General features: G+C 54.7%; 25 protein-coding genes and 1 pseudogene. 13 read left to right on the top strand and 13 right to left on the bottom strand.

Annotated elements, in window-relative coordinates:
- Positions 1-9: 9 nt before the first annotated feature.
- Genes ACFOSS_RS15285 through ACFOSS_RS15265 form a run of 5 tightly spaced genes read right to left on the bottom strand, consistent with a single transcriptional unit; the run spans position 10 to position 2,865 of the window.
- Positions 10-423 (bottom strand): type IV pilin protein, encoded by a 414-nt coding sequence (locus ACFOSS_RS15285; protein ID WP_377154182.1) that lies wholly within the window; start codon positions 421-423, stop codon positions 10-12.
- Between the two features lie 14 nt (positions 424-437).
- Positions 438-932, bottom strand: a complete 495-nt coding sequence (locus tag ACFOSS_RS15280; RefSeq protein ID WP_377154180.1) for a pilus assembly PilX family protein — start codon at positions 930-932, stop codon at positions 438-440.
- 7 nt (positions 933-939) lie between these two features.
- Positions 940-1,731 (bottom strand): PilW family protein, encoded by a 792-nt coding sequence (locus ACFOSS_RS15275; protein ID WP_377154177.1) that lies wholly within the window; start codon positions 1,729-1,731, stop codon positions 940-942.
- On the bottom strand, positions 1,728-2,267 hold the full coding sequence (gene pilV / locus ACFOSS_RS15270; protein WP_377154175.1) for a type IV pilus modification protein PilV: 540 nt from the start codon (positions 2,265-2,267) through the stop codon (positions 1,728-1,730). Before pilV (ACFOSS_RS15270) ends, ACFOSS_RS15275 begins: the two co-directional genes overlap by 4 nt.
- Positions 2,245-2,865 carry a GspH/FimT family pseudopilin gene (locus ACFOSS_RS15265; RefSeq protein ID WP_377154172.1) on the bottom strand — a complete coding sequence of 207 codons (621 nt, stop codon included), beginning with the start codon at positions 2,863-2,865 and terminating at the stop codon, positions 2,245-2,247. Before ACFOSS_RS15265 ends, pilV (ACFOSS_RS15270) begins: the two co-directional genes overlap by 23 nt.
- A gap of 619 nt (positions 2,866-3,484) precedes the next feature.
- On the opposite strand from ACFOSS_RS15265, the pseudogene ACFOSS_RS15260 reads away from it, so the two are divergent.
- The 8 genes and pseudogenes from ACFOSS_RS15260 to ACFOSS_RS15225 form a co-directional block, all read left to right on the top strand.
- Positions 3,485-3,565: pseudogene (locus ACFOSS_RS15260) on the top strand (prepilin-type N-terminal cleavage/methylation domain-containing protein); the annotation flags it as partial.
- Between the two features lie 57 nt (positions 3,566-3,622).
- Complete coding sequence (locus ACFOSS_RS15255; RefSeq protein WP_377154770.1) at positions 3,623-3,982, top strand: GspH/FimT family protein; 360 nt, start codon at positions 3,623-3,625, stop codon at positions 3,980-3,982.
- An 18-nt stretch (positions 3,983-4,000) separates the two neighbouring features.
- Positions 4,001-4,432 carry a type IV pilus modification protein PilV gene (gene pilV, locus ACFOSS_RS15250; RefSeq protein ID WP_377154169.1) on the top strand — a complete coding sequence of 144 codons (432 nt, stop codon included), beginning with the start codon at positions 4,001-4,003 and terminating at the stop codon, positions 4,430-4,432.
- Between the two features lie 2 nt (positions 4,433-4,434).
- Positions 4,435-5,487, top strand: coding sequence for a PilW family protein (locus ACFOSS_RS15245; RefSeq protein WP_377154167.1), 1,053 nt, complete (start codon positions 4,435-4,437; stop codon positions 5,485-5,487).
- Between the two features lie 8 nt (positions 5,488-5,495).
- Positions 5,496-6,005: a pilus assembly PilX family protein gene (locus ACFOSS_RS15240; RefSeq protein ID WP_377154164.1), complete on the top strand. Its 510-nt coding sequence runs from the start codon at positions 5,496-5,498 to the stop codon at positions 6,003-6,005.
- A gap of 26 nt (positions 6,006-6,031) precedes the next feature.
- On the top strand, positions 6,032-9,277 hold the full coding sequence (locus tag ACFOSS_RS15235) for a pilus assembly protein (RefSeq protein WP_377154162.1): 3,246 nt from the start codon (positions 6,032-6,034) through the stop codon (positions 9,275-9,277).
- 57 nt (positions 9,278-9,334) lie between these two features.
- On the top strand, positions 9,335-9,748 hold the full coding sequence (locus ACFOSS_RS15230; RefSeq protein WP_377154160.1) for a type IV pilin protein: 414 nt from the start codon (positions 9,335-9,337) through the stop codon (positions 9,746-9,748).
- A 552-nt stretch (positions 9,749-10,300) separates the two neighbouring features.
- Entirely contained in the window at positions 10,301-11,449 is a 1,149-nt protein-coding gene (locus ACFOSS_RS15225; protein ID WP_377154158.1) for a type III PLP-dependent enzyme, read from the top strand.
- 73 nt (positions 11,450-11,522) lie between these two features.
- Here the strand turns inward: ACFOSS_RS15225 and ACFOSS_RS15220 are convergent, their stop codons facing one another.
- From ACFOSS_RS15220 to ACFOSS_RS15210, 3 genes are all read right to left on the bottom strand, one after another.
- Positions 11,523-12,638, bottom strand: coding sequence for a 1-acyl-sn-glycerol-3-phosphate acyltransferase (locus ACFOSS_RS15220; protein ID WP_377154768.1), 1,116 nt, complete (start codon positions 12,636-12,638; stop codon positions 11,523-11,525).
- A 112-nt stretch (positions 12,639-12,750) separates the two neighbouring features.
- A complete protein-coding gene (locus tag ACFOSS_RS15215) occupies positions 12,751-13,344 on the bottom strand; it encodes a LysE family translocator (protein ID WP_377154156.1) in 594 nt (197 codons plus the stop codon).
- Positions 13,345-13,420: 76 nt separating this feature from the next.
- On the bottom strand, positions 13,421-14,032 hold the full coding sequence (locus ACFOSS_RS15210) for a LysE family translocator (protein ID WP_377154155.1): 612 nt from the start codon (positions 14,030-14,032) through the stop codon (positions 13,421-13,423).
- 144 nt (positions 14,033-14,176) lie between these two features.
- Here ACFOSS_RS15210 and ACFOSS_RS15205 point away from each other — a divergent pair, with 144 nt between their 5' ends.
- Positions 14,177-15,562: an aminotransferase-like domain-containing protein gene (locus ACFOSS_RS15205; RefSeq protein ID WP_377154152.1), complete on the top strand. Its 1,386-nt coding sequence runs from the start codon at positions 14,177-14,179 to the stop codon at positions 15,560-15,562.
- A gap of 9 nt (positions 15,563-15,571) precedes the next feature.
- A complete protein-coding gene (locus ACFOSS_RS15200; protein WP_377154150.1) occupies positions 15,572-15,820 on the top strand; it encodes a YheU family protein in 249 nt (82 codons plus the stop codon).
- A 38-nt stretch (positions 15,821-15,858) separates the two neighbouring features.
- Here the strand turns inward: ACFOSS_RS15200 and ACFOSS_RS15195 are convergent, their stop codons facing one another.
- On the bottom strand, positions 15,859-16,209 hold the full coding sequence (locus ACFOSS_RS15195) for an MliC family protein (RefSeq protein ID WP_377154148.1): 351 nt from the start codon (positions 16,207-16,209) through the stop codon (positions 15,859-15,861).
- 420 nt (positions 16,210-16,629) lie between these two features.
- On the opposite strand from ACFOSS_RS15195, the gene crp reads away from it, so the two are divergent.
- Both crp and ACFOSS_RS15185 read left to right on the top strand, forming a co-directional pair.
- Positions 16,630-17,268 carry a cAMP-activated global transcriptional regulator CRP gene (gene crp / locus ACFOSS_RS15190; RefSeq protein WP_377154145.1) on the top strand — a complete coding sequence of 213 codons (639 nt, stop codon included), beginning with the start codon at positions 16,630-16,632 and terminating at the stop codon, positions 17,266-17,268.
- A 165-nt stretch (positions 17,269-17,433) separates the two neighbouring features.
- The gene (locus ACFOSS_RS15185; RefSeq protein WP_377154143.1) at positions 17,434-18,417 is read left to right on the top strand and encodes a LysR family transcriptional regulator; all 984 of its coding nucleotides are present in this window, start codon (positions 17,434-17,436) and stop codon (positions 18,415-18,417) included.
- On the opposite strand, the gene ACFOSS_RS15180 is transcribed toward ACFOSS_RS15185, so the two are convergent.
- From ACFOSS_RS15180 to ACFOSS_RS15165, 4 genes are all read right to left on the bottom strand, one after another.
- Positions 18,418-19,041 carry an HAD family hydrolase gene (locus ACFOSS_RS15180; protein ID WP_377154141.1) on the bottom strand — a complete coding sequence of 208 codons (624 nt, stop codon included), beginning with the start codon at positions 19,039-19,041 and terminating at the stop codon, positions 18,418-18,420. It lies immediately after the preceding gene.
- Positions 19,042-19,432: 391 nt separating this feature from the next.
- Positions 19,433-20,641, bottom strand: coding sequence for an aspartate aminotransferase family protein (locus ACFOSS_RS15175; RefSeq protein WP_377154139.1), 1,209 nt, complete (start codon positions 20,639-20,641; stop codon positions 19,433-19,435).
- A 163-nt stretch (positions 20,642-20,804) separates the two neighbouring features.
- The gene (gene pyrC / locus ACFOSS_RS15170; protein ID WP_377154137.1) at positions 20,805-21,854 is read right to left on the bottom strand and encodes a dihydroorotase; all 1,050 of its coding nucleotides are present in this window, start codon (positions 21,852-21,854) and stop codon (positions 20,805-20,807) included.
- A gap of 61 nt (positions 21,855-21,915) precedes the next feature.
- A complete protein-coding gene (locus ACFOSS_RS15165) occupies positions 21,916-22,497 on the bottom strand; it encodes an anthranilate synthase component II (RefSeq protein WP_377154766.1) in 582 nt (193 codons plus the stop codon).
- Positions 22,498-22,662: 165 nt separating this feature from the next.
- On the opposite strand from ACFOSS_RS15165, the gene ACFOSS_RS15160 reads away from it, so the two are divergent.
- Positions 22,663-23,370 (top strand): MarC family NAAT transporter, encoded by a 708-nt coding sequence (locus tag ACFOSS_RS15160; RefSeq protein ID WP_377154764.1) that lies wholly within the window; start codon positions 22,663-22,665, stop codon positions 23,368-23,370.
- The last annotated feature ends 35 nt before the right edge of the window (positions 23,371-23,405 follow it).

Genomic DNA, 23,405 nt, shown 5'->3' with positions numbered 1-23,405 from the left:
ATAACTCCTTTACCAACAATCGCTTTCGGCCGCATTTTTCGCGCCAGCCCGGGTCAATGTCAGAGTGCCACAGCGGTCATCCACTTGTCCGGCGTAGGGCTCGGCCTTGAGGGTATAGGTCGTGGCAGTAGGCTCTTCATCAAAACTCAAGGTGTAGTACCGCTCATTACCATCCTTCGGCACCTTGGTTGCAAAAATGGAGGGGGTGGTACCATTCGATGAACCGACATAGGTCATGTTCATGGCATAGAAGCTCTCCATGGTCTGAGCCGCTTCCAGCATCGCCCGCTTGGCCTCCTGCCGACGCGAGTCGCGGACATGCGACAAATAGGACGGCACCGCAATACTGCCCAAAATGGCAACGATCACGACAGTGATCATCACCTCAATCAGAGTAAAACCCGCCACATGTTGTTTCTTCATCCCGTTACGCCTCGTTATTCCCGCTTCTGAGCCAGGACACCAATATAGGATTGCAATATGGTTACCGCCGCACCTTTACCTTCACCACGACTGGTCACCCGAAAAAACTGGCGGCCATTTTTTTCTTCCAGGTCGGCCGACAGCGGAGCAAATTCGCGCTCTTCAATGCGATATTGCGGGGCATTTCCTTCCAGACCAGCGACAGAAACGGTGTTTGACGCCCAATTGCTGGTATCCCGCCACCAGTCGGCATTGGCATCAATCGTGGTTGATATGGTGTTGGCGTGGTCGCTATAGATACGTTCCTTGTCACTGATGACGGTATTTCTAAATACACGCTCAGCGGTATTCATCGCCGACTGGGCCAGGGTATAGCTGTTGAGTGAATCCAGCTCTGCCGCCGCGTTCTGCTGGTTTTGCAGCGCGGTTTTCCCGATGGCGACAGCGATAATGCCAATTATCAGGGTGATGACCAACGCCACGACCAGTGCCATTCCTTGTTGTTTCATCGGTTTATTAATCCACTCCAAGATTGCGCAGTGTGATACTGCCATTGAGCACCTGCCGTAAATTTCTGTCTGCGGCAGCGTCAATGGATTTGTCCAGCAATTGATAGTCGCGAGCGGTTGCTTCAACGCGCTGCCCGGAAGGCATGGATGCAAGAACCGAAAACTCTACCGCGACAATCGAAGCCCAGTTGGCCGCACCGACATTATCCGCCGTAACAAACGGCTCATCGTTGCCACTACGGCGAAAACGAAATTGCAAGGACTCGATATTACGGTCCATTACAACCGAGTTCCCCATACTGTCCTCGCAGATCAATTCGTTGCTGGTATTGACGAATAAGGTGACCGTCAACAGTTGGGTGTTGCCGATCGCGGTACCGTTACAGTTAACCATGCGCCCATCGGCCGTTGTGACCGCGGACTGCGCAGGATCATTATCGCCAACACTCGAGCCGCGAAAACGAATGCGCAGCCGATCGGTATCCGCCATCACACCCGCAGTGTTGAGATCGTTATCTCCGCTAACACTCTGGTTTTTTAACCACCCGTTTGCTGCCGGCAAGGGTTGATTCAACAATCTGCGCTGATAATTCACAAATCCAGCCTGATGCAGCTGGTTCCAGATTAATTGATTCACCCGTTGCCCGGAATTGCTCAAGCTGCTATTGGCTCGCCCCAAGGCATAGCTCTGCTGACTGCTGCTCAACATGGTGTACAGCCCCATCACCAGAAACAGCCCCAGAACGATGGCTATCATGATTTCGACTAGACCGAATCCGCGGACTCTGTTTTGCATCATGGAATCACCAACTCCAAACGGGAACACTGATGGCTGTCCGCCACAAAAACATTGCCATTTTGCTGACAAGCGGACGCCCCTGCACCGGTACGCGCTGCATCCCAAACCAGATTTATCGTAACCAGAGTCCCGACGGCCTGGGCCTGGCTTTCCACCGAGAAACGGGGAGAAGGCGCAAACGTTCTGAGCTCTTCAAACCACAACCCCAATTCCATGGCTGCCAGTTGGGCATGCGTACAAGCCTCGGTCCTGCAATCGGTATCCCATTGCGGACTGGTACCATTATCAAGGTTGGTGAAATCAAAGCTGCCATCTTTGACCAGATCGGGTAATGAGCTGATGCGCTCAATCAGGTCGCGAGCCGAACCGCCCGCAGTGCGACTGAATTTCGCCTCTTCCAGGCGTTGCATACCGGTCATTTGTAAAGAGGCAAATCCCAGCAGCCCAATGGCGATGACCACCACGGCAACCAGGACTTCCACCAAGGTAAAGCCACCATGCCGGCGGCCATGATCAAGGTGTTGCACAATTGGCATCGCTACTTCCCTGCAATTCAATGGCACCAACCGGATTGATCGAGATGGCACGGTTCAATTCAGACATGTCATCGGAACAGATGTTGAGGCTGGCGGTCGTCGTCATCCCATTTGGCAAAAAGCGAAAACGGCTATTCGCTGTCAGGATCTGAATCTTGCCTTGGTATTGGTGCGCAAACAGCACTTGCTCACCGTTGGACAACTGGTCATCTCGATCATTATCCAAGTACACGATCCATCCCTGATTCCAATCATTGCCACAACTGGCCGCATCGCTGGAAGGGCAGACATTGACTGGAACAGAAAAACGCTGCGCCGCGACCCTTGCCGTGGACAAACTGTTCAACATTGCCTCTCGTTGGGCTTCAGCCTGTTGTTCCAGCTTGTAGCGTTGAAATGACGGGATACCAATTGCGGACATGATCGCAACTATGGCTATCGCCACCAACAGCTCGATCAAGGTCACACCCCTGATGTACTTCGTACCACCGATGATCAGCCGCCTGTTCATAGACAAACCTCTATACATTGCTTCAAGGCTCCTATCGAAGCCGTTTGCCACTTTGGCATCAATCTTTGTCGTACTCAACAAATACACAGCTTGTTTATCCCGTTTTGCGAGGCAGATAGCGATTCATTAACTAATCCGCTTTCGATTGATAAACAAGGATGAGTTGTTTTTTTTCAGTACCCAAAACACGTGAAAAACCGGGGCGTTCTGGGCTATTGCCACGCACAACGGCACCAGACCATTTAATAAACTAAGAAACCAATAAAATAAATAACTAAAAAAACATTAACTTAATAAAGATTTTTTACTCAAAAACAAAAAACGAACCGCATTGAAGTCGAAACCGCCGAATTAATTAAAAACCCTCATAAAAACATCCCTCCTTGCAGGATAAATATCAGGGTAATCGATTACACAGTGAAGAAAATCGCTTTTCCACGCCGAGCTAAAGACTCCGCCACAACCATCCTTCTGAGTCTATTTGCTTTACCTAATATAACTTTTAATTACAAAGAAAAGGCTTTCCGACAGGAGGATATCTGGCTTAGCGACTAAAATAAGGAAAGAAAAGGGATGAAAGAAAGATGAGTTCGCTCAACGAGCGATAGAACGCGGCCTTGTCAGCCGACATGGCAATTCCGACAATCCAAACAGGTAGAGCCGAGTAGCTGAATTTTTAACGCGCCAACCGCCTATCGGGGGAATAATGCCAAAAATATGCACTTTGGGGTTCACGCTCCTCGAGCTGATGGTCTCTATAGCCATAGTCGCTATCATCGCCACAGTCGGAGTGCCGGCCTTTAACAATCTTATCCGCGATAGCAGCGCTAAAGCGGAAGCCAACATGTTGCTGGTGTCCATTCATCTGGCACGCAGCGAAGCGGTTAAACGTGGCGTCCCGGTTTGGATATCCCCCCTGACCACGAATGACTGGTCATCCGGATGGGAGATCAGGATCGACGATGGCGACGACGTATTCGACTCCGGCGCCGACGAACTGTTTCGCCGCTTCGATCCGCTCAAGAGCACAATTACCAATGCCCCGGCGCGCATAGAACTCTCAGGTCAAGGCAATCTGGTTATCCCTTCCTCGGCCGTCACTCTCCGGCTAAAGCCCAGCGGTTGTGAAAACAACGAACAACGGCAAATAACGATTGAGCTTTCAGGGCGAGCGCGTGTGACGCGTGTCAGTTGCAGCAGTTGACCAGGCATTGGAGGCGATATGAAACAGCCGCGCTATTCAAAATCGCATGGAGCCACCTTACTGGAGGTACTGATTGCACTGGTCATTCTGGCGCTAGGCGTGCTGGGAATGATGGCCTTGCAAACCACATCGCTAAAAAGTAACCAGACCGCGATGACGCGCAGCCTGGCGACTGAGCTGGCACATGAAATCACCGATTTGATGCGAGCCAATCAGACCCTCGCCAGAGCAGGCAGTTATGACATAGCGTTAGCCAGTGCGGCACCCACCGGCACCGCTGTCAATGCTGTAGATCTGCAAAACTGGAAACGACGCCTGGCAACACTCCCCGATGGGGATGGGAGTGTGAGCCGCTCTGGTGCTGAATTCATCATTACAATTGAGTGGAACGAATCACGGCTTAAAGACGCGCCGTCCAACCAACAATTCATATACCGTACGGAGCTATAGATATGAGCCGGATTCGTTGGACGTCAACTGCTCGCTACCAGGGTTTTGGCCTGGTTGAAATCATGATTTCAATCACGCTAGGTCTGCTGTTGACCGCGGCAGTCTTGCAGGTGTTTGTCGCCAACAATCGAACCTATAAGACTGGCGAGGCCGTTTCGGAAGTGCAGGAGGCCGCCCGATACTTACAAAGCGAGTTGCCGCGACAATTACGCATGGCTGGATATCGCGGCTGCCTAAGCAAACAGGACATCACGTTAATTAATACCCTGAACAACGCCAGTACCGTCACCTATAACTTCAATGCTGGTCTTCTTGGCTATGACAATCTCAGTACGGCTCTGCCGACAGAACTTGCGGCGCACCTTACCGGCGATCCGGCCCCTCTGACGGGTACCGACTTGTTGATTGTCCAGCGCCCGGACTCCCAGCCACTGAGCATCGTCGCCACCAACAATGCCGCCCAGTTATTCGCAGTCGAAGAGGCCAATGACGTGTTAGCCGTCGGCGATATCGCCATCGTCACTGACTGCAATAAGGGCCATATATTCCAGGTGACAAATATTACGCTCTCCGGCGGCAAAGCAAACATAGTGCATGGTGTCAGCAGCTTAACCCCCGGCAATCAAAGCAGCCTTGCCAGTTGGGATCCTAACAACAAACTGAATATTTACAGCACCAATGCCGAAATCATGCGCTATGGCAGCGAGACATATTACTTGGCGACGAACAGTGTGAGCGGCAGACCGGCCCTCTTTCGCAAGCTGAATGGCGGCATGGCCACTGTGATGCAAGACGGCGTATATGACCTGCAGATTCTGTATGGCATTGATACCAATGCCGATCGGCAGACTGACCGATATGTAACAGCCCCCAATGTAACGGCATGGAGTCAGGTTTTAACAATCCAAATGGAGCTTCTGCTCGGTTCGTCTGAGACAGGGGCTGTTACCGGTTCACAAACCCTGACCTTCAATGGCAGCGCCATGACCACCAGCGACGATCGCTGGTACATGCCCACTGTGGTCACTGCCGTGCTGCGCAATCGTCTGAATTAGGAGATAGCATGAGAACATCGTCGAGCTATCAACATCAACGGGGCATGGTACTCGTCATCTGCCTCATTATGTTACTGCTCTTGACCCTGACAGGGCTTGTCGCGATGCAAGGCAGCTCCCTGCAAGAGAAAATGACCAGTAACAGCCGCGATAGTGAACATGCCTTTCTAGCCGCTGAAGCGGTGCTCAGAGATGGGGAAGAGCTGATTGCGACCTCGGGGGCCACCCTGACCTTTGCCGCGAATGGCAGCAATGGCCTCTACGACAAGATGGCGAGTGGTGCCACCGCCACCGATTGGCGTGACGACACAACCATCTGGCGTAGTGGTTCCGCCATCAGTGGTATCGCTGACACGCCTCATTATTTTGTAGAACGCTTGCCCGAAGTCATCAATAAAGGGAAGAGCCTAGAAGCAGATACACCGCTTGAGACAACGATCATCTACCGGGTTACCGCCAGTGCCGTCGGACAAACCGCACATAGCCGGGCTGTATTGCAATCCACATTCCGGCGTTAACCGGTTCTGGAATAAGGATCCTGAACATGAAACCAGTAATGCTCCCGAACACACTGATGATAATGCTGTGGTTATCGGTATCATCACTCGTTGCGCCAGCAGCCGACGCGGATGTCATCGCCAACAAACCACTTTATTTACAAAGCGACAATGCCATTGAACCCAATATCATGTTCACTATCGATGACTCTGGTTCGATGGACGACACCTACCTGACCAATGACAACTCCCAACCCAGCGGAAATAACGCAAAATCGGTGACCTATAACAAGCTGTATTACAACCCCAAAGTCACCTACCTTCCCTGGATCAACAGTGATGGCAGCGAATATCCGGATCCCACCAATAGCTGCACCCGCACGGGACGCGTCGGGAGTTACACATACAACTGCGTGTATTACAACGAGTCAGGGACAGCGGTACGGATCTATTCGGGGGTGACCTCTTATACCGGGGGTCCAAATCGCACTGATTGCGCCAACAGGCCAACCTGCACCTTTACTGAAGAACAGAAAAATTTCCTCACCTGGCAGCTTTATTACAGTACCCGTCTGGATGCAGCCAAAGCCGGTATTGGGCGAGCTTTTTATGCGTTAAACGACAAGGTCAGAGTCGGCTATGGCAGTATCAACTCGGGTAGCCGTACTGTAGATAACGTCGCAACCGCGACTATCTATAAGGGGGTTAGAAAATTCACAGGCACGGCACGTAGCGATTTTTTCAGCTGGCTGTATGCCGTCAATGCCAATGGCTATACCCCCTTGCGACGCGCCATGGATGATGTTGGCAAGTACTTTGAGCGCACAACCAATAGCTCAAGCCCATGGGCAGATAACCCCGGGCAGAGCACTTACGGCGAATTCAAGACCTGCCGCCAGAGTTACCATATTCTGATGACGGATGGTTACTGGAACAGTTCCCAGGCCAATACCACGGATGCCACCGCCAATGTCGACAACGTCGATGGCAGCTATATCACCAATGACAGTGGTGGTGCCCAGATTAAATTCAAAGCCGAACCGCCGTATCGCGACAGCAGCAGTAATGTGCTGGCGGATGTCGCGGCCTATTACTGGAAGCGGGATTTACAACCCAACATCAAGAACAAGGTTCCAGCATCAACCGATGATCCCGCCTATTGGCAGCACATGGTCAATTTCACCGTCAGTTACGGCCTCAATGGACAGTTGACCTACAGCGATGCCACCTTTGCACAATTAAAGGCGGGCACCCTGTCATGGCCAACTATTAGCAGTGGTGAATTTGGCAGCGAGATTCCGAAAAAAATAGACGACCTTTGGCATGCGGCAGTCAACAGCCGAGGAGGTTTTTATAATGCCAACGATCCCCAGGCCTTTGTCGATGCACTGACGGATGCCTTTGCCCAGGTACAGGCGCGCACCGGCTCCTCCAGCGCGACCGTGAGCAACACCGCACGCCTGAGCAGTAACAGCCGACTATATCAAGCCAGTTTTAATTCTGGCGACTGGAGTGGCGAGCTGACGGCCTATCCCATTGCAACCGATGGCACCATAGGAGCAACACCTGCCTGGTTGGCTTCGTCCAATATACCGACCGCCAGCTCACGGAATATCTATACCCGCAAAACCAATGGTTCCGTCGTCAGTTTCTTGTGGGCCAATTTGGATAGCACACAACAAACAGCCTTGAATAAAAAGGCCGATGGCACCACGGATAGTCAGGGACAAGCACGCGTCGCCTGGTTGCGCGGAGACCAGAGTCAGGAGCTTAATGTCACCAATGGCATTTTCCGCACTCGCAGCAAACGACTCGGAGACATTGTCAATTCCAGCCCCGTCCTGGTCAGCACTCAAGACTATGGCGTCGGCGACGATGCTTTCACAGCCACCAAGGCCGGCCGCACCGCCATGCTGTATGTCGGTGCCAATGACGGCATGCTGCACGCATTTCGGGAGTCGGATGGTGTCGAGCGCTTTGCCTACATTCCTGCCGAGACAGTGCTGAAACTCAATAAACTAACAGATGCCAATTACCCACAAAATCACCAGTATCTGGTGGATGGCAGCCCGAAGGTTGGCGATGCCAAGTTTGGCAGTAATTGGAAAACCATACTGTTAGGCACCACGGGGGCTGGCGGCAAGACAGTGTTCGCCCTCGACGTGACCAATCCTGACAGCTTTGGTGCCAGCAATGCCCTGTGGGAATACACCAGCAGCGAACTAGGATTTACCATTCCACAGCCGACGCTGGGTCAACTATCAGGAGGAAACTGGACGGCGTTAGTGCCGAATGGTTACGAAGATGCCCGGGCCGCCAAGCTGATTGTCTTGAATCTACAAAACGCGAATCTACTCAAAGTACTGGCAGGCACAGAGGCCAGTACCAGTGGCAACATGAACGGACTCAGTACGCCGATCCCTGTCGACCTGGATGGCGATAGAGTCACTGATCTGGTGTATGCCGGCGATTTGTTAGGCAACTTGTGGCGTTTCGATCTACGCGCCAGCCAAAGTAATAACTGGACCGTCAACAAGATCATCACGGCCTGTGTCGATGCGACCTGTACCACCAGTAATCGCCAACCGATCACGGCACGCCCCATGGTGATCGCCCATCCCAACGGTGGTGTCATGGTGCTATTTGGTACCGGCAGCTATTTCCGGGATGGTGACCGCACCGCGACACAACTACAAACCCTGTACGGGGTATGGGACAAACTTGAAGCGAGTCCCACGGCACTCACCAAGAGCCAACTGGTACAACAAACCATCGTTACGGAAACCACCGCCACCAGTAATTCAGGACTCTCGGTGCGGGTCATCTCCAATAACGAGGTCAACTACAACGAAAAATATGGCTGGTACCTGAATCTGATATCACCCGGCCTGAGTTCACCTGTCGGAGAGCGCGTCGTCAATGACCTGCAACTGCGTGAGGATCAGTTGATTGTCACCACCATGCTGCCATCAACCGATCCCTGCGATTACGGTGGCAAGTCATGGTTGCTTGAGCTAGCCCCGCTAACTGGCTCCCGGTTGGGTTATCCCGTATTTGACATCAACATCGACGGTTATATTAACGACACCGACAACCAGACAACCAGTGATGGGACCTTACCTGTCAGCGGCAAGAGTTTTGACGAAATTCTGACCAAATCAACGTTTGTCGAAAAGAGCGATAGCAAGACTGAGATTAAATACGCCAGTGGCTCTTCAGGGACAATTAAACAGACCCTGGAAGCCATCAGTCCTAGCGCAAAGGGCCGACAGTCCTGGCGGCAACTACGATAATGATCACTCAGGCCGATCCTGGGATCAGGATCGGCCACTAACAATAAGGACACCATCATGCACAACAAACCTTGCCGCGGGATCACTTTGATTGAACTGATAATCGCCGTCGGTGTGGTGGCCATATTGGGAGCAATCGCTTATCCCAGCTATCTGGAGCACGTCAAGTCAACCCGCAGAGGGGAAGCCAAAGCCGCGCTGCTCGAGCTGTCGCAGTTTATGGAACGCAAGTTTAGTGCCGATGGTTGTTATAAATGTGCCAGCGAAACCATAACGCTGCCCTTCACTCAGGTGCCTCGCGACGGCGGAACCAAATATTATGATTTGCGACTGGCCAGCTCCCCGGCGGCCGATAGTGCCAGCTATACGTTAGAGGCAGTACCCACCGGAAACATGAGTGGCGACAGCTGCGGAACCTTCAAGCTAGACCAGACAGCAACCAAAACGGCTGCCGAAGCGGAATGCTGGTAGTCTGGGGCTCTCCCGTCCTCGTGCCGATCAGTGAGATGGCTGAACGGCACTTTGAATTGGCCACATCTGGCGCAGATAACCCTCCGTTGGCAACCTTGAGGCTCTGACAGCACTTGCCATCCATGCTTGAATCGCCCTTAGTTGCAATGCCTCATCTCGTTGCGCGCAGGCACTCCGCCTCAAGAACCCGCAAGGTATTCAGGTCTTGAATCTGGCATTTTCTTCTCTTTTTGAGAAATTTTATTCATCAAAGTCACTTTGCAACAATATTCTTCGTAAAAGCCCAAAAACCGAGAGATCGACAACCTTTTATCCGCTACAGGTCGACATTTTCAGATTTAATTGTCGAATAACCAGATATATGCCAAGCATAAACACTGTATTCATTTACCTTACACCCCTCACCATATCTGCATCTTCAATAAGCACTATTGCATAGCTAGGCAGATGCCAGATAATGCGCGCGATTTCAAAACTAACGCTGCTCCGACAGTAAGGTCGGAGCCTAACTAGGCTCAGGGCCATGGCCCTTTTGTGAGGTGTGTGCATAAGATGAACAGCCAATTCGTTCCGGGAATGGATTACCGCGGCCTGGTGGCCGAATACGGCTCACCGCTGCTGGTGCTGGATCAGGCGGCAGTCCGCCATCAATATCGCTCGCTGCAAGCAGCCTTGCCAGGAGTGACACTGCATTACGCGCTAAAACCATTACCTCACATGGGGGTAGTGGAAACACTCAAAGCCGAAGGCGCCTGTTTCGATCTCGCAACGAACGGTGAAGTCGACCTGATGCGCGATGCCCAAATTGACCCGAACGATTGCATTCATACCCATCCGATTAAACGCGATTCTGATATTCGCCATGCCCTCGAATTCGGCTGCAATGTTTTTGTATTCGATAACCCGGTTGAGTTGCACAAGTTTGTTGCCTACAGGCATCAGGCTCGTCTGCTGCTGCGCGTCAGCTTCCCCAATCCGGAAACTAAAGTCGACCTATCCAAGAAGTTTGGATGTACCCCGGACAGGGTGCTGCCGCTGCTCCGCGAAGCCCAGGCTCTGGGTATCGATGTTATCGGCCTGTCATTCCATGTAGGGTCTCAGGTACCCAATGCCCGTCGTCATGTGGAAGCAATCGAGGCATGCAACGGGTTGCTCCGCCAGGCCGAGGCTGAAGGCATGCCATTGCAGGTACTGGACATCGGCGGCGGCTTCCCGGTCGACTATTCAGGCGCGACGTTCGATATCGGCACCTTCTGTGCCCCGATTCGCGCCGCGCTGGCCAATACCCCCGAGGGGATCCGTCTACTGGCCGAACCCGGCCGTTTCATCTCGGCACCAGCCATGACCTCGATCAGTAGTGTCATGGGCAAAGCCGAGCGCTTTGGCCGTACCTGGTACTATCTGGATGATGGTCTATACGGTAGCTACAGCGGCCAACTGTTCGATCACATCGACTACCCGAAGAGTGCTCCGTATGCCAAGGGTGAGCGCCAGGCATCGGTGCTGGCCGGCCCGACCTGCGACAGCATTGACGTGATAGCAGATGAGATCATGTTACCGGAACTGGATGTCGGCGATCTGGTGATCGGTGGCATGATGGGCGCCTATACCTGGGCCTCTGCCACCGAATTCAACTTTTTCCGGCGTGCTAACATCCTGGTCATTGACAGCGATGCCAGTGCGTTGAAAGCCGTGGCATAAGCTTTACCCCACAATAGCCGCAACAGCAATGAAACAGGGCGCCTCAAGGCGCCCTGTCTGTTATTCATTTGACTCAGTTTTCAAGCGACTGCCGCTGATTTAGCACCGGGCGTGCATACATGGCACGGGCGGTAGACTGCAACTCACTTGGCATCGCCGCGATCCGGTTGGCAAACTGTTGACGTTCCGCTTCGCTGATACCCTGACTCTCCCCAGCCGCCAGCAAGTTGCTCGGGAACAGTCGATACTGACCATGAATCGCCCGATCCAAGCTCTCGGCCAGCGCCTCCGGCGTATCCGGGATCTGACTCAACGGGCTGCCGATGCTGACATGAACCCGCCCCTTGAAGCCGACGATGCCGGCGACAATGCTGTCAATATCCTCAAATTCACCCTTCTCATAGCTACCACTTTGCGCACGCTCAACCAACTCGCGAGCCTTGGCCTCATCACCAGGATCAAACTCGTAGGAGATCGCGACCGGCACTATGTTCAGACCCTGCATGTAATCGGCAAAGGGGATCTTCTGATGCTTTCCTGCCATGTAAAACATTTTGAGAATCGCCGGGTCGGTTCTATCGTCACCGTCTTTGGCCCGGCCTTCCTTCTGCGCAATCCAGATTGAGCTCCCCTCTTGCAATGAATGAGCAATATAGGCAGAAAGCTCACTGAACGCTTTCATCATCTCGCGTGGCCCTTTGGCCGAGCGCTTGACGATGAAACTTTTGTTCAGTCTCATCAGCTCAGTAGCACAAGGTTTGCGCAGCAGGTTGTCGCCAATGGCGATGCGTACTGTATCCAGCCCACACTTATACAAACCCCAGTTAACGAACGCCGGATCCATCGCAATATCACGGTGGTTGGAGATAAACAGATAACTCTTGCCCGACTCCAGATGTTCCAGCCCGGAGTACGTCACTCCCTGTGTGGTGGAAGCAATCATCTGCTCCATAAAATGAGCAACTTCCGTCTGCACATCACGCACGCTTCGCACCAGAGCCCAGCGTTTATGTAACGCGCGACGAATCATCGGCTTGAGCAGAACACCCAAAAACCGGGAAAGGCGAGGGAAACGAAAATGAGCGATGGCCGCCAGTAACTCGTCATCATTCATCAGACGCTCAAGGGCGGCAGGCACCTCGTCATCATGATACGGACGAATATCGGCAAACAAATCGGCGGGCTTCAAGGCTTCAGTCATGGTTGGGGTCTTTATCATCAAATGGGCGCAAAATCGGCGCAAATTTTACACCCATTTGCCGCAAACACTAGTCCGATGCCGGGAAAACAGCGCCGACCAGCTATAACCAAATCATAAAGATACACGCCGCCGTCAGTATCCCCATACCGCGATTAAACCGACGCCAGCCCAGTGGGCTTTTGATCCAGCGACGCACCTGAGCACCGAACAATACCCAAAACAGCCCAGTTAACAGCCCCATCAGGAAGAACGTCAGCAAGATCCCCACGGCGGAGACAAAGTAATGCTGCCCAGCCAACGTGAAACCGCCAATGGCTGAAATTGCCATGAACCAGCCTTTGGGGTTGACCCATTGCAGGCAGGCCGCTTGCAACCAGTGCGGCATATCCCTGACGTTGCGCTCTCCAGGCACGCCAGCTTGCGCCAGTTGCCACGCCAACCATAAAAGATAACCACTGCCGATCAACTTCAACGCTAAATGCAGAGCCGGCATGGCCTCGAACAGCGCGCCGAGACCACATGCCGTTGCCAACATAATCAGGTTGAGTCCGCTAACCACAGAAAGCAGCATCGGCAAACTGGCTCGAACGCCCAGGTTCGCTCCCGCCGCCGTCAACAGCATGTTGTTCGGCCCCGGAGTCCCACAGGTAACCAAAGCAAAACCCAATAAAGGTAAAAACCAGCTTAAATCCATTCCCAGCCTCACACTCAATAGGCGAACTCGCCTCCCAATGGCGGGCTGTTATAGCAAGTTACGCACCTTAAGCCAATCAAAGCCAGATCATCACCACACAGACGACCGTCAAGGCTCCCATAATGCGATTGAACCAGCTCCATGCCTGTGGGGTGCGCAACCAGCGGCCGACCTGAGCCCCGAACTGTGCCCACACCAGACAACACTGTAAACAGACCAGGCTAAAGACCAGCACCATCCAGCCCACAGACGACCAGTACTCTCGTCCCAACAACGTGAAGCTGCCAATCATCGAGATGGACATCAGCCACGCCTTCGGATTTATAAACTGAAAAAGCACCGCCTGATAAAACCGCCAGGGTGAATCCACCATCCCCCCCTCATCCGCTGCTTTAGCCGTTAACGGTGGTGCAATGGCAATCATATACCCCAACCACAGCAGATATAGGGTGCCGCCGATACGCATCGCCTGTTGCAACCAGGGTAAGGAGTTAAACAACGAACCCAACCCGCTGGCGACAGCCAGCAACATCACCCCCATTCCTGCTGCGATGCCACAGACATGCGGTACGCTGCGACGAAAACCGAATCTGGCACCAGACTGCGTCAGTAGCAGGTTATTGGGGCCAGGTGTAATACAACTCACCGCAGCAAATACCGCCAGCGGCCATAACCATTCCATCATCATTTGCACGTCTCCTTGATGAAGGGAAACGCATCCGGATGCAAATTGTATCGATACAAAATCATTGTGAAGAACATTTTGTGCTGCAAACAGCACACAATCACGGTAATATTGACAAACAATATGATCAATTGTTTTATTGTCACGATGACAATTTGGACTCCGACACTCTCCGGGCGTGGCCCGCTATACCGACAATTACTCGAAGCACTGCGCTCGGCCATCCAAAATGGCGAACTCAGTGCCGGCAGCCGTTTACCGACTCACAGAGCCCTCGCCGACCGCCTCGGTGTGACAGTTGGGACCATCACCCGCGCCTATCATGAGGCTGAGCAATGTGGTCTTATTACCGCCCGCGTCGGCTCAGGCTCCTATGTCCGCGACGCCGAGCAATCCTCCTCGCATGTGTGGCATTTACGTCAGGAAAAACCCGGACGCATCGAGCTGTGGCAAAACCTGCCTGTCGCCCTCGATCGCAGTGCAGCCTTTCGCGACGCGATACTGGCCCTCAGTCAGGAGAGTGACTGTATCAATGGCCTGATGGAGTACGACAGTGCCGATGGCAACTTCGAGCAACGTCACTGTTTTGCCGACTGGTTACAGCGCCACGAAATCGACGCCTCGGCAGAACGGTTGTTTTTTAACTACGGGGCGCAAAATGGATTGCTCCTGGCCGTGATGATGCTGGGTCTTAGCGGCCAGGCGCTGCTCTGTGAAGGCTTGACCTATCCTGGACTCATGACACTGGCGCAGACATTGAAACTACAGTTGCGAGGTCTGCCCATGGATGCAGAAGGGATCATTCCCGACGCGCTGGATAAGGCCTGTCAGGATGGATTATTCCGCGCCATCTATCTGATTCCCACATTACAAAATCCGACCACAGCCGTCATGTCCACTGCCCGTCGCGAGGCCATACTGGCCATTTGTGCCCGTCATCAACTCTGGGTGATTGAAGATGATGTGCATGGACTGCTACCGGCCGATCGCCCCCCCGCCATGGTCAACCTGGCTCCGGAGCGGGTCATCTACCTGGGTAGTTTCTCCAAGGGAACCAGTGCCGGTTTGCGAATCGGCTACATGCTGGTGCCGCTGTCTTTGCATACGGCGGCACAGCAGGCCATTCGCGCCACCAGCTGGATGGTCAGTCCGTTACTGATCGAGCTGGCCTGTCGCTGGATGCAAGGAGGCGAAGCCGACGCATTATTACGGCAACAACGTCAGCAATTGGCACAGCGAGCCGAACGCTTGCAGTACCATCTGGGCCACTTTGCCTTGCGATACGCACCCGGCAGTATGCATGCCTGGCTGGAGTTGCCAGAACAATGGCGCGCAGCCAGTTTCATTGCCGCGGCAGAGGCCGAAGGCATAGGTCTGGCCGGTGCCGAGCTGTTTGCGGCAGGACACTTCAATGCACCCCAGGCAGTCAGGCTTTCTATCAGCCATCCGTTGGATATGGCCTCACTGGAACAGGCCTTGACGACACTAGCATCATTGCTGGAGAGTAGCGGACCGCAAGCCAGTCTGCTGTAGAGGTGATGGATGTTGATACCTTGGCAATCCCTGAATCAAGATACGCTGGATAACCTGATCGAGCATTTTGTGTTACGCGAAGGCACCGATTATGGCGAGGTCGAAGCCAGTCTGGCCGAGAAAGTCGAACAGGTGCGAGCCCAATTGCAACGCGGGGAAGTGGTGCTGGTTTTCAGCGAGTTACACGAGACGGTCAACATCATGCCGGCAGCTCAATTTCGCGTCGAGGTCAAACGCAACGCTCAAGAGCCGGAATGACCGGCCCTTGTTGTGTTGCACACAGCGCATGAGTCACATCAGCTGGCCGGCATGACAGGCTCCGCCGCCGAAGCCACAGCGCTCGGACCGGAGGATTGTTGACAGGCACTGAGCAACGGCTGCCCCCCCTGCTCCAATGTGGCCGTGGCGCCCTTGTTCCAGAACAGGGTGCGCCCATCGCTATACTTGAGTGCCTCGTCATCCGCGACGCGATCCAGCTTGTGCATAATACCGCCAGCCATAAAATCGACCATATCCGCGCGGGTATCATGTCGCACCATCAAGGGGGTATCCCCGCATTGATAATTCCAGATCTCGACTTGTGGCTTATCCTGACTGCTACAGGCAGCCAGGCCTGCCAATACCAGACACAGCAGACTCTTGTTCATAACAGCTCCTTGGTTGTTACCTTGCCCAAAGGGCATGCAAACCACGCCTGTCCTCAGGTTGTTGTACCGCTCATTAGCTATGGGCCAGGAAGAGAAGAATGTCCAGTCGGTTCATAACCAGCCGCTTTCGAGTCTGCTAGACTAAGTCGGTAAAAAGTGCCAGTGATCAGGATCACAAGCTCATCTACCGGTTGGATCCTGACCGGAGTAAGCCTTCAGTTTGTGATTTTCAATGCGTATGATGGGCCATCTCCCGGTTGTCGGATGAGTGCGGCGCAGTGGCCGTTGACCGTGCTCGACATCGTAGTACCGATCGGGTGTGAACCTTGCCATTTGGGGCTGAAGCCCCGTATGCTAGGGCAACAACAATAAGACAGACCCGGTGTCCCTCATCGGGTGGTGTAATCAAGAGGACTCACAATGGTTATTGGCAAACCGCAATCCGACCCGACCCAGGAATGGTTCCTGTCTCATTGCCATATTCACAAATACCCTGCAAAGAGCACGTTGATCCATGCTGGCGAGAAGGCGGAAACCCTCTACTTCATCGTCAAGGGATCGGTTGCTGTATTGATCAAGGATGAAGAAGGCAAGGAGATGATCCTGTCCTATCTGAACCAGGGCGATTTTATCGGTGAACTGGGCCTGTTCGACGACAGCGAAAACCCCACCCGTACCGCCTGGGTGCGTGCCAAGGGCCCTTGCGAAGTCGCCGAGATCTCCTACAAGAAGTTCCGTCAACTGATTCAGGTCAACCCGGAAATTCTGGTTCGACTCTCCTCGCAGATGGCGCGTCGCCTGCAGACGACCAGCCAGAAGGTCGGTAACCTGGCGTTCCTCGACGTGACTGGCCGCATTGCCCAGACGTTGCTGAACCTGGCTCACCAGCCAGATGCCATGACCCACCCAGATGGCATGCAAATCAAGATCACGCGCCAAGAGATTGGCCAAATCGTCGGTTGCTCCCGTGAAACCGTCGGCCGGATCCTGAAGATGCTCGAAGATCAGAATCTGATCTCGGCACACGGCAAGACCATAGTGGTGTTTGGTACTCGCTAAGCACGCGCTACATCAGCAAAAGCCCGCCTCGGCGGGCTTTTTTGTTGCCGACCACGCAGGAGTGGTTGCGTCCGCCTACCGCCTGGCGGCCTGTATGACAGGTTGCTGCGCTTGCCAGCTCATCACATGATGCCAATCCACACGCCAGTGCTATAGACTGGTTTTATGTTTCAGGCTCACGTCATATACATCATGAATATCAGTCGCTACGATCTCAATCTGCTGGTCTATCTCGATGTGCTGCTGCGAGAACAATCCGTCACACGGGCCGCCGCACAGCTCGGGCTCACCCAGCCAGCAATGAGCAATGGCTTGAAACGCCTGCGCGACATGTTTGCAGATCCCCTGCTGGTGCGCACCCAACAGGGCATGCAACCCACACCGCGAGCGCGGGAGTTGCAACCCCAGATCCGTCAGTTGTTGCTAACGCTGGAATCGACCCTGTCGCCCAATCCAGGTTTCAATCCGCAGTTGAGCCAGCGCCATTTTCGCATCATGGCCAGCGACTATGCCGCCTCAACGCTGATACCGCGCCTGTTGTTGCGCATCGGTACCGAGGCGCCAGGCATCACGCTCGATATCATGACCCCCAGCGATGTCACCTTTCACGAAATTGAAGATGGACGGGTCGATCTGGCATTGAACATCTTTGATGACCTGCCCGACTCTTTCCATCAAAAACGCATCTGGCGCGATGACTTTGTCTGCCTGTTACATCGTGAACATCCGCTGCTATCAAAGTGGGATGCCGAGGCATATCTGGCCCAAGAGCACGTCTGGGTCAGCAAGACCGGTTATGGTGTTGGCGTCGGGATCGAGTTGAACGAACTGCAAAAGTTGGGCTGGGTGGATCGTGCGTTAGCCAATCAAGGCTGGCAACGTCCCATACGGGTGTTTACCCGTAACTACCAGGTAGCCATCAATCTGGCCCTGGAGAGCCATCTGGTAGCCACGATTCCGGCACGGGCAGCCGGTTTGGCATTGCGTATGCCAGAGGCCGTGATTCGTCGACCACCGGTTTCTATTCCCCCGATTGAACTCATCATGGTCTGGAGCCCGCTTCTGCATCACGATGCCGCCCACATCTGGCTGCGCCAGGCCATGCTGGATGCCGCCGCCACTGTCAGCTCGCCCTTGCCTGCTGCTTAATCAGGCCGCGCTCAATTCGGGCAGGCGCAGCAGCACCTCATCAAGATTGGAAATGGTGTCAGCGTCGACCACGGTTGTGGCCTGCCGTCGTAACCAGCAGGCCTGCAAACCACAGGCCTGAGCACCACTGTAATCGGGTACCCGGGTTGCGCCAACCATCAAGACTTCATCTGCAGGCATCCCCAGCACCTGGCACGCCCAGTGGTAAAGACGCGGGTGCGGCTTGGCATGACCTCGCTCGAACGACCAGCCATACAGATCCAGATCGGGTGGCAACAAGGCACGCAACGGCGCGGCGTAGGGCGCCGCCAGATTAGAGAGCACACCGAGACGATAGCCTCGCTCACGCAGTGTCGCCAGCACGCGGCACACATCGGGAAACAGCCGGATGCTGGCCAATTCGGCATCCAGATCAGATTCGAGACGACACAACTCTTGTTCACTCACCTGCGCCATGGCGCGCCGCGCCGATTGGCGCAGATCCAGCGGTTGCGTCATCACGGCCTTGGTAAACTGAACTGGGTCGCTGACACGACGGGCCAGTCGCTGATAGGGGCGTTGCGGCGACGTAATCTGGCATAACGAGCCAAATACATCGAAGATAACGGCACGGATTTCGGACATGGTACCCCCTGCTCCGTTTCCTGGTTCGCAGGCAGGATATGCTGCTTTTTTAAACAAAGGCAAGTAATTTAGACTGTTTATTCGGCCTGTGACTGGCCTGTAAGCCTGCAGTTTCGATTCCCAAAGCGCTCAGTCAATGCCGCGGTCACAGACCGGCTAGCGACCGAGAGCTCTTCGCCAGTGCTGCGCCATCCTTACATCGCAGGGTTAGAACGTCGGACACACCACCAAACCAACTTGCGCCGGAACTATTGCGGGCCGATGGTACAAGAAGCACCACCTGAGCTGTTGTGCTGTCAAAACAGATTGCCGCAGTAAAACCGATACTCAGCCACATTATGGCAAAAACAAAAGGGCCCCGTGGGGCCCTCATTTGAAGCGCGAGGCCGCATCAGCCCGCCACCACCTTGGCCACCGCCTCGCTGAAGCGAGCCATACCGGTATCAAACTCTTCACGGCTAAGGTTCAGTGCCGGTGCAAAGCGCACCACGTTTCCTCCCGCCACGAGAATCAGTAGCCCTGCCTCCGCCGCCGCATCCACGAACAGTTTAGCCTTCCCGTGCCACGCCTCCGTCAGCACAGCGCCAATCAGTAACCCCTTCCCTCGAACCTGGCTGAAGCACTGATACTGGGCGTTGATCTGAGCGAGTGCCTCGCGGAACCAGGCTTCACGCTCGACGACGCCAGCCAGCAAGCTCGGGTCATTGATCAGGTCAAATGCCGTGCCGGCCACGGCACAGGCTAACGGATTGCCACCAAACGTGGTGCCATGCACACCAGGCTGGAAAACCTGAGCCATGTCGTCGCGGGTCAGCATGGCGCCAATCGGCATGCCGCCACCCAATGCCTTGGCTGTCGTCAGTACATCCGGTTCGATGCCAAGATCCATATAGGCAAACAGCGACCCAGTGCGCCCCATACCTGTTTGTACTTCATCAAGAATCAGCAGTGCCTGGTGCTGGTCACAGAGTTCTCGCACCGCCTTGGCGAACGCCGGATCAACCGGTAACACACCGCCCTCGCCCTGCAACGGCTCCATGACGACCGCACACGTGCGGTCGGAGATAGCCTCGCGCAACGCAGCGATATCATTGTACGGCAGGTGCAGCACCTGCCCGGGCTTGGGACCAAACCCATCGGAGTAGCTCGCCTGGCCGCCGACCGTCACGGTGAAGAAAGTCCGACCATGAAAGCCCTGATAGAAGGCGATGATTTGATCCTTACCCGGACCAAACTTGTCGTGAGCGTAGCGCCGAGCCAGCTTGAAGGCGGCTTCGTTGGCTTCGGCTCCGGAGTTACAGAAAAAGGCACGATCGGCAAAAGTGGCGTTCACCAGTTTGCGCGCCAAGCGCAGTGCCGGTTCATTGGTCATCCAGTTACTGACATGCCACAGCGTTTGCCCCTGTGCGATCAAGGTGGCAACCAGTGCTGGATGACAATGGCCCAGCGCATTCACGGCGATCCCGCCAGCCAGATCGATATATTCTCGATCCGCCTGATCCCACAGCCGAGAGCCGCTCCCCCGCACCGGAATAAAGGGCGCCGGGTTATAGGTCGGGACGACCACCTCATCAAACCACGCACGGGTTACCTGTTCCATCCTCACTCCTTGACACCGCTGACAAATGAAAAGTTAATCACTGTTTTTGCATAATACATCACCACTTTCCGTGAATACCAGTCTTGCGGATAAAAAATTGCGCTGCGCAACCATATGCTGCACAGCGCAATGATAACAGCACTTATCTCAGGCTAAGTCTGCATCAGGCTTCTGACAGGATCCCGGCTAAACGCCAACGCAATGGCCGCCCGGCCCAGAACGGAATCAGGGTTCGCCCGCCGAGCAGCGACAGTTTTTCTGGTAGATGCCACTCTTCCTTGTGCAGCCGAATACGCGCCGTGTTGCGAGGCAAGCCGTAGAAGTCGGCACCAAAGTGGCTGGCAAAGTTTTCCAGCTTATCCAGGGCCCCAAGCTCATCAAAAATCTCAGCATACAATTCGATGGCGGCCGGGGCTGAATAACAGCCTGCACAGCCGCAGGCACTCTCCTTGCGCTCCTGGAGGTGAGGCGCCGAGTCAGTACCCAGGAAAAACTTGGGACTCCCACTGACCGCCGCCTGTTGCAACGCCAGCTGATGGCTGCGGCGCTTCAACACCGGCAGGCAGTAATTATGCGGCCGGATGCCGCCCACCAGCATGTCGTTGCGATTCATCAGCAGATGCTGCGGCGTCAGCGTCGCGGCCACATGCGCGCTGCTAGCGCTCACAAACTCCACCGCCTGGGCGGTGGTGATATGTTCCAGCACCAGCTTCAATGTCGGGAATCGCGCCACCAGTGGTTGCAGGTACCGCGTGATGAACTCGGCTTCGCGGTCGAAAATATCAATGTCACTATCGGTGACCTCGCCGTGCACCAGGAGCGGCATCCCCAGCTCGGCCAGTGTTTCGCAGACAGGCCACAGATGCTCGATGCGAGTCACGGCCAAATCAGAATGCGTTGTTGCTCCTGCGGGGTACAATTTCACCGCCGTGACCCCGGCGGCATGCGCATCACGGATGGTTTGAGGTGTCGTCTGATCGGTCAGGTAGAGCGTCATCAAGGGGGTAAAGCCGCAGCCCTTGGGGGTGGCAGCCTGAATCCGCTGCCGATAGGCCTGTGCCTCTCCGGCATCCCTGACCGGCGGCACCAAATTAGGCATCACGATGGCGCGGCCAAAACTGCGTGCCGTGGCCGGTACCGTCTCTTGCAACAAGGCGCCATCGCGCAGGTGAACATGCCAGTCATCAGGCATGGTCAGAACCATCTCGTTCATGCGTTCTCTCCATCAAAGACTGTGTTGAGCATAGCTGCCCCCTGCGAGAGGGCTCAAGACCTCAGGACTGTAAAACGAAGTTCTTCAGCAGCGCCATACCCTGCTCGCTGAGAATACTCTCGGGATGAAACTGCACCCCGGCGACAGGTAAGGTGCGATGGCGCAACCCCATGATCAATGCCGACTCCTCGTTGCTCGCTATGGTCCGGGCCGTGACCTGCAAACACTCAGGTAACGAGGCCTCGTCAACCAGCAACGAGTGGTAACGAGTGACGCGTAATGGCTGTGGCAGGTCATGAAACAGACCCTGGCCGTCGTGCTCGATCAAGGATGTCTTGCCATGCATCACCTTGGGCGCGCGCACGACGCTAGCACCAAAGGCCTGTGCGATGGCCTGATGGCCCAGACAAACTCCCAGCAACGGGAGTTTTCCGGCAAAGTGCCGAATGGCGGCTAACGAGATCCCCGCCTCGTTCGGAGAACAGGGCCCTGGCGAAATCACCAGATGGCTGGGGTGCAGCGCCGCTATCTGCTCCAGGGTGATGGCGTCATTACGCCGCACCTCAACTTGCTGGCCGAGCGCGCCAAAATACTGCACCAGGTTATAGGTAAAAGAGTCGTAGTTATCGATCAGCAGGATCACGGCAAAGGTCATCGGCGTTGGAATGGATGCAGAGTGTACCCGATCCATCGCCATCGCTGAACCGTGACCAAACTGGCAGCACAGTTCTTCTACGCTCGATTGTTGAACCGGGGAGCAGCCGCTACCATAACAATTCCGCTATCTACGAGATGTGCACCCATGATCCTGTTCTTCAAAGTTATCGCCCTGTCGCTGCTCGCCTTGCTGCCGATGGTCAACCCGCCGACCACCGCCACGCTGCTGCTAGGGCTCAGCAAAGGCATGTCACGCGAACAGATTGCCCGGCAGGTCAACCTGACGGCGATCTATCTGTTTGTGACCCTGTGTATCAGTTTCTTTGTCGGTTCATCGATTCTGGAGCTGTTCGGGATCTCCATCCCCGGCCTGCGGCTGGCCGGGGGGCTCGTCATCGCCTTCATCGGTTTTCGGATGCTATTTCCAGCACCCAGCCGCCCCGGCGAGGGCCCTCTCAACCAGAACATCGCCTTTGTGCCATTGACGATCCCCAGCCTGTGCGGACCCGGTACCATGGCGCTGGTCATCAGTGGTGCCGTCGAAATCAGCCATGTGCCCCATACCATCAGCCGCTTTCCGATCTATGCCGGAGTGGTCGTTTCGTTCATTCTTATCAGCCTGCTGAGCTGGGGGATCCTCAAACTGGCCGGCCCCGTTTGCCGACTACTCGGTGAGAGCGGCATCGATGCCATGACCCGGGTCATGGGCTTTCTGCTGATTTGTATGGGGATGCAATTTTGTATTAACGGCATCAAGGAGGTGGCGCAGGATCCGGTCTTCCACGGCATCGTCGCCACCGAAAGCAGCGCCTTGCCGGAGCGGGCTCGGGAGTTGATGGGCAATGACATCAAACCCTGAGCCGCGGACCCCGGCTTGGCGGCATCCCCCCGGCC

The sequence above is a fragment of the Pseudaeromonas sharmana genome (assembly GCF_042649925.1).
Lineage (GTDB): Bacteria > Pseudomonadota > Gammaproteobacteria > Enterobacterales > Aeromonadaceae > Pseudaeromonas > Pseudaeromonas sharmana.
Note: the sequence above shows the minus strand (reverse complement) of the source record. Positions and strands in the feature narration are given on the sequence as shown.

Bases quoted from the DNA above. Each gene is read 5' to 3' on its own strand.
- pilV (WP_377154169.1), top strand. From the start codon at position 4,001: ATGAAACAGCCGCGCTATTCAAAATCGCATGGAGCCACCTTACTGGAG.
- ACFOSS_RS15180 (WP_377154141.1), bottom strand. From the start codon at position 19,041: ATGTCCGAAATCCGTGCCGTTATCTTCGATGTATTTGGCTCGTTATGC.
- ACFOSS_RS15245 (WP_377154167.1), top strand. From the start codon at position 4,435: ATGAGCCGGATTCGTTGGACGTCAACTGCTCGCTACCAGGGTTTTGGC.
- ACFOSS_RS15215 (WP_377154156.1), bottom strand. From the start codon at position 13,344: ATGGATTTAAGCTGGTTTTTACCTTTATTGGGTTTTGCTTTGGTTACC.
- ACFOSS_RS15205 (WP_377154152.1), top strand. From the start codon at position 14,177: ATGACAATTTGGACTCCGACACTCTCCGGGCGTGGCCCGCTATACCGA.
- ACFOSS_RS15230 (WP_377154160.1), top strand. From the start codon at position 9,335: ATGCACAACAAACCTTGCCGCGGGATCACTTTGATTGAACTGATAATC.
- ACFOSS_RS15175 (WP_377154139.1), bottom strand. From the start codon at position 20,641: ATGGAACAGGTAACCCGTGCGTGGTTTGATGAGGTGGTCGTCCCGACC.
- pyrC (WP_377154137.1), bottom strand. From the start codon at position 21,854: ATGAACGAGATGGTTCTGACCATGCCTGATGACTGGCATGTTCACCTG.
- ACFOSS_RS15225 (WP_377154158.1), top strand. From the start codon at position 10,301: ATGAACAGCCAATTCGTTCCGGGAATGGATTACCGCGGCCTGGTGGCC.
- pilV (WP_377154175.1), bottom strand. From the start codon at position 2,267: ATGCCAATTGTGCAACACCTTGATCATGGCCGCCGGCATGGTGGCTTT.
- ACFOSS_RS15280 (WP_377154180.1), bottom strand. From the start codon at position 932: ATGAAACAACAAGGAATGGCACTGGTCGTGGCGTTGGTCATCACCCTG.
- ACFOSS_RS15275 (WP_377154177.1), bottom strand. From the start codon at position 1,731: ATGATGCAAAACAGAGTCCGCGGATTCGGTCTAGTCGAAATCATGATA.
- ACFOSS_RS15210 (WP_377154155.1), bottom strand. From the start codon at position 14,032: ATGATGATGGAATGGTTATGGCCGCTGGCGGTATTTGCTGCGGTGAGT.
- crp (WP_377154145.1), top strand. From the start codon at position 16,630: ATGGTTATTGGCAAACCGCAATCCGACCCGACCCAGGAATGGTTCCTG.
- ACFOSS_RS15235 (WP_377154162.1), top strand. From the start codon at position 6,032: ATGAAACCAGTAATGCTCCCGAACACACTGATGATAATGCTGTGGTTA.
- ACFOSS_RS15185 (WP_377154143.1), top strand. From the start codon at position 17,434: ATGTTTCAGGCTCACGTCATATACATCATGAATATCAGTCGCTACGAT.
- ACFOSS_RS15255 (WP_377154770.1), top strand. From the start codon at position 3,623: ATGTTGCTGGTGTCCATTCATCTGGCACGCAGCGAAGCGGTTAAACGT.
- ACFOSS_RS15195 (WP_377154148.1), bottom strand. From the start codon at position 16,209: ATGAACAAGAGTCTGCTGTGTCTGGTATTGGCAGGCCTGGCTGCCTGT.
- ACFOSS_RS15285 (WP_377154182.1), bottom strand. From the start codon at position 423: ATGAAGAAACAACATGTGGCGGGTTTTACTCTGATTGAGGTGATGATC.
- ACFOSS_RS15200 (WP_377154150.1), top strand. From the start codon at position 15,572: ATGTTGATACCTTGGCAATCCCTGAATCAAGATACGCTGGATAACCTG.
- ACFOSS_RS15240 (WP_377154164.1), top strand. From the start codon at position 5,496: ATGAGAACATCGTCGAGCTATCAACATCAACGGGGCATGGTACTCGTC.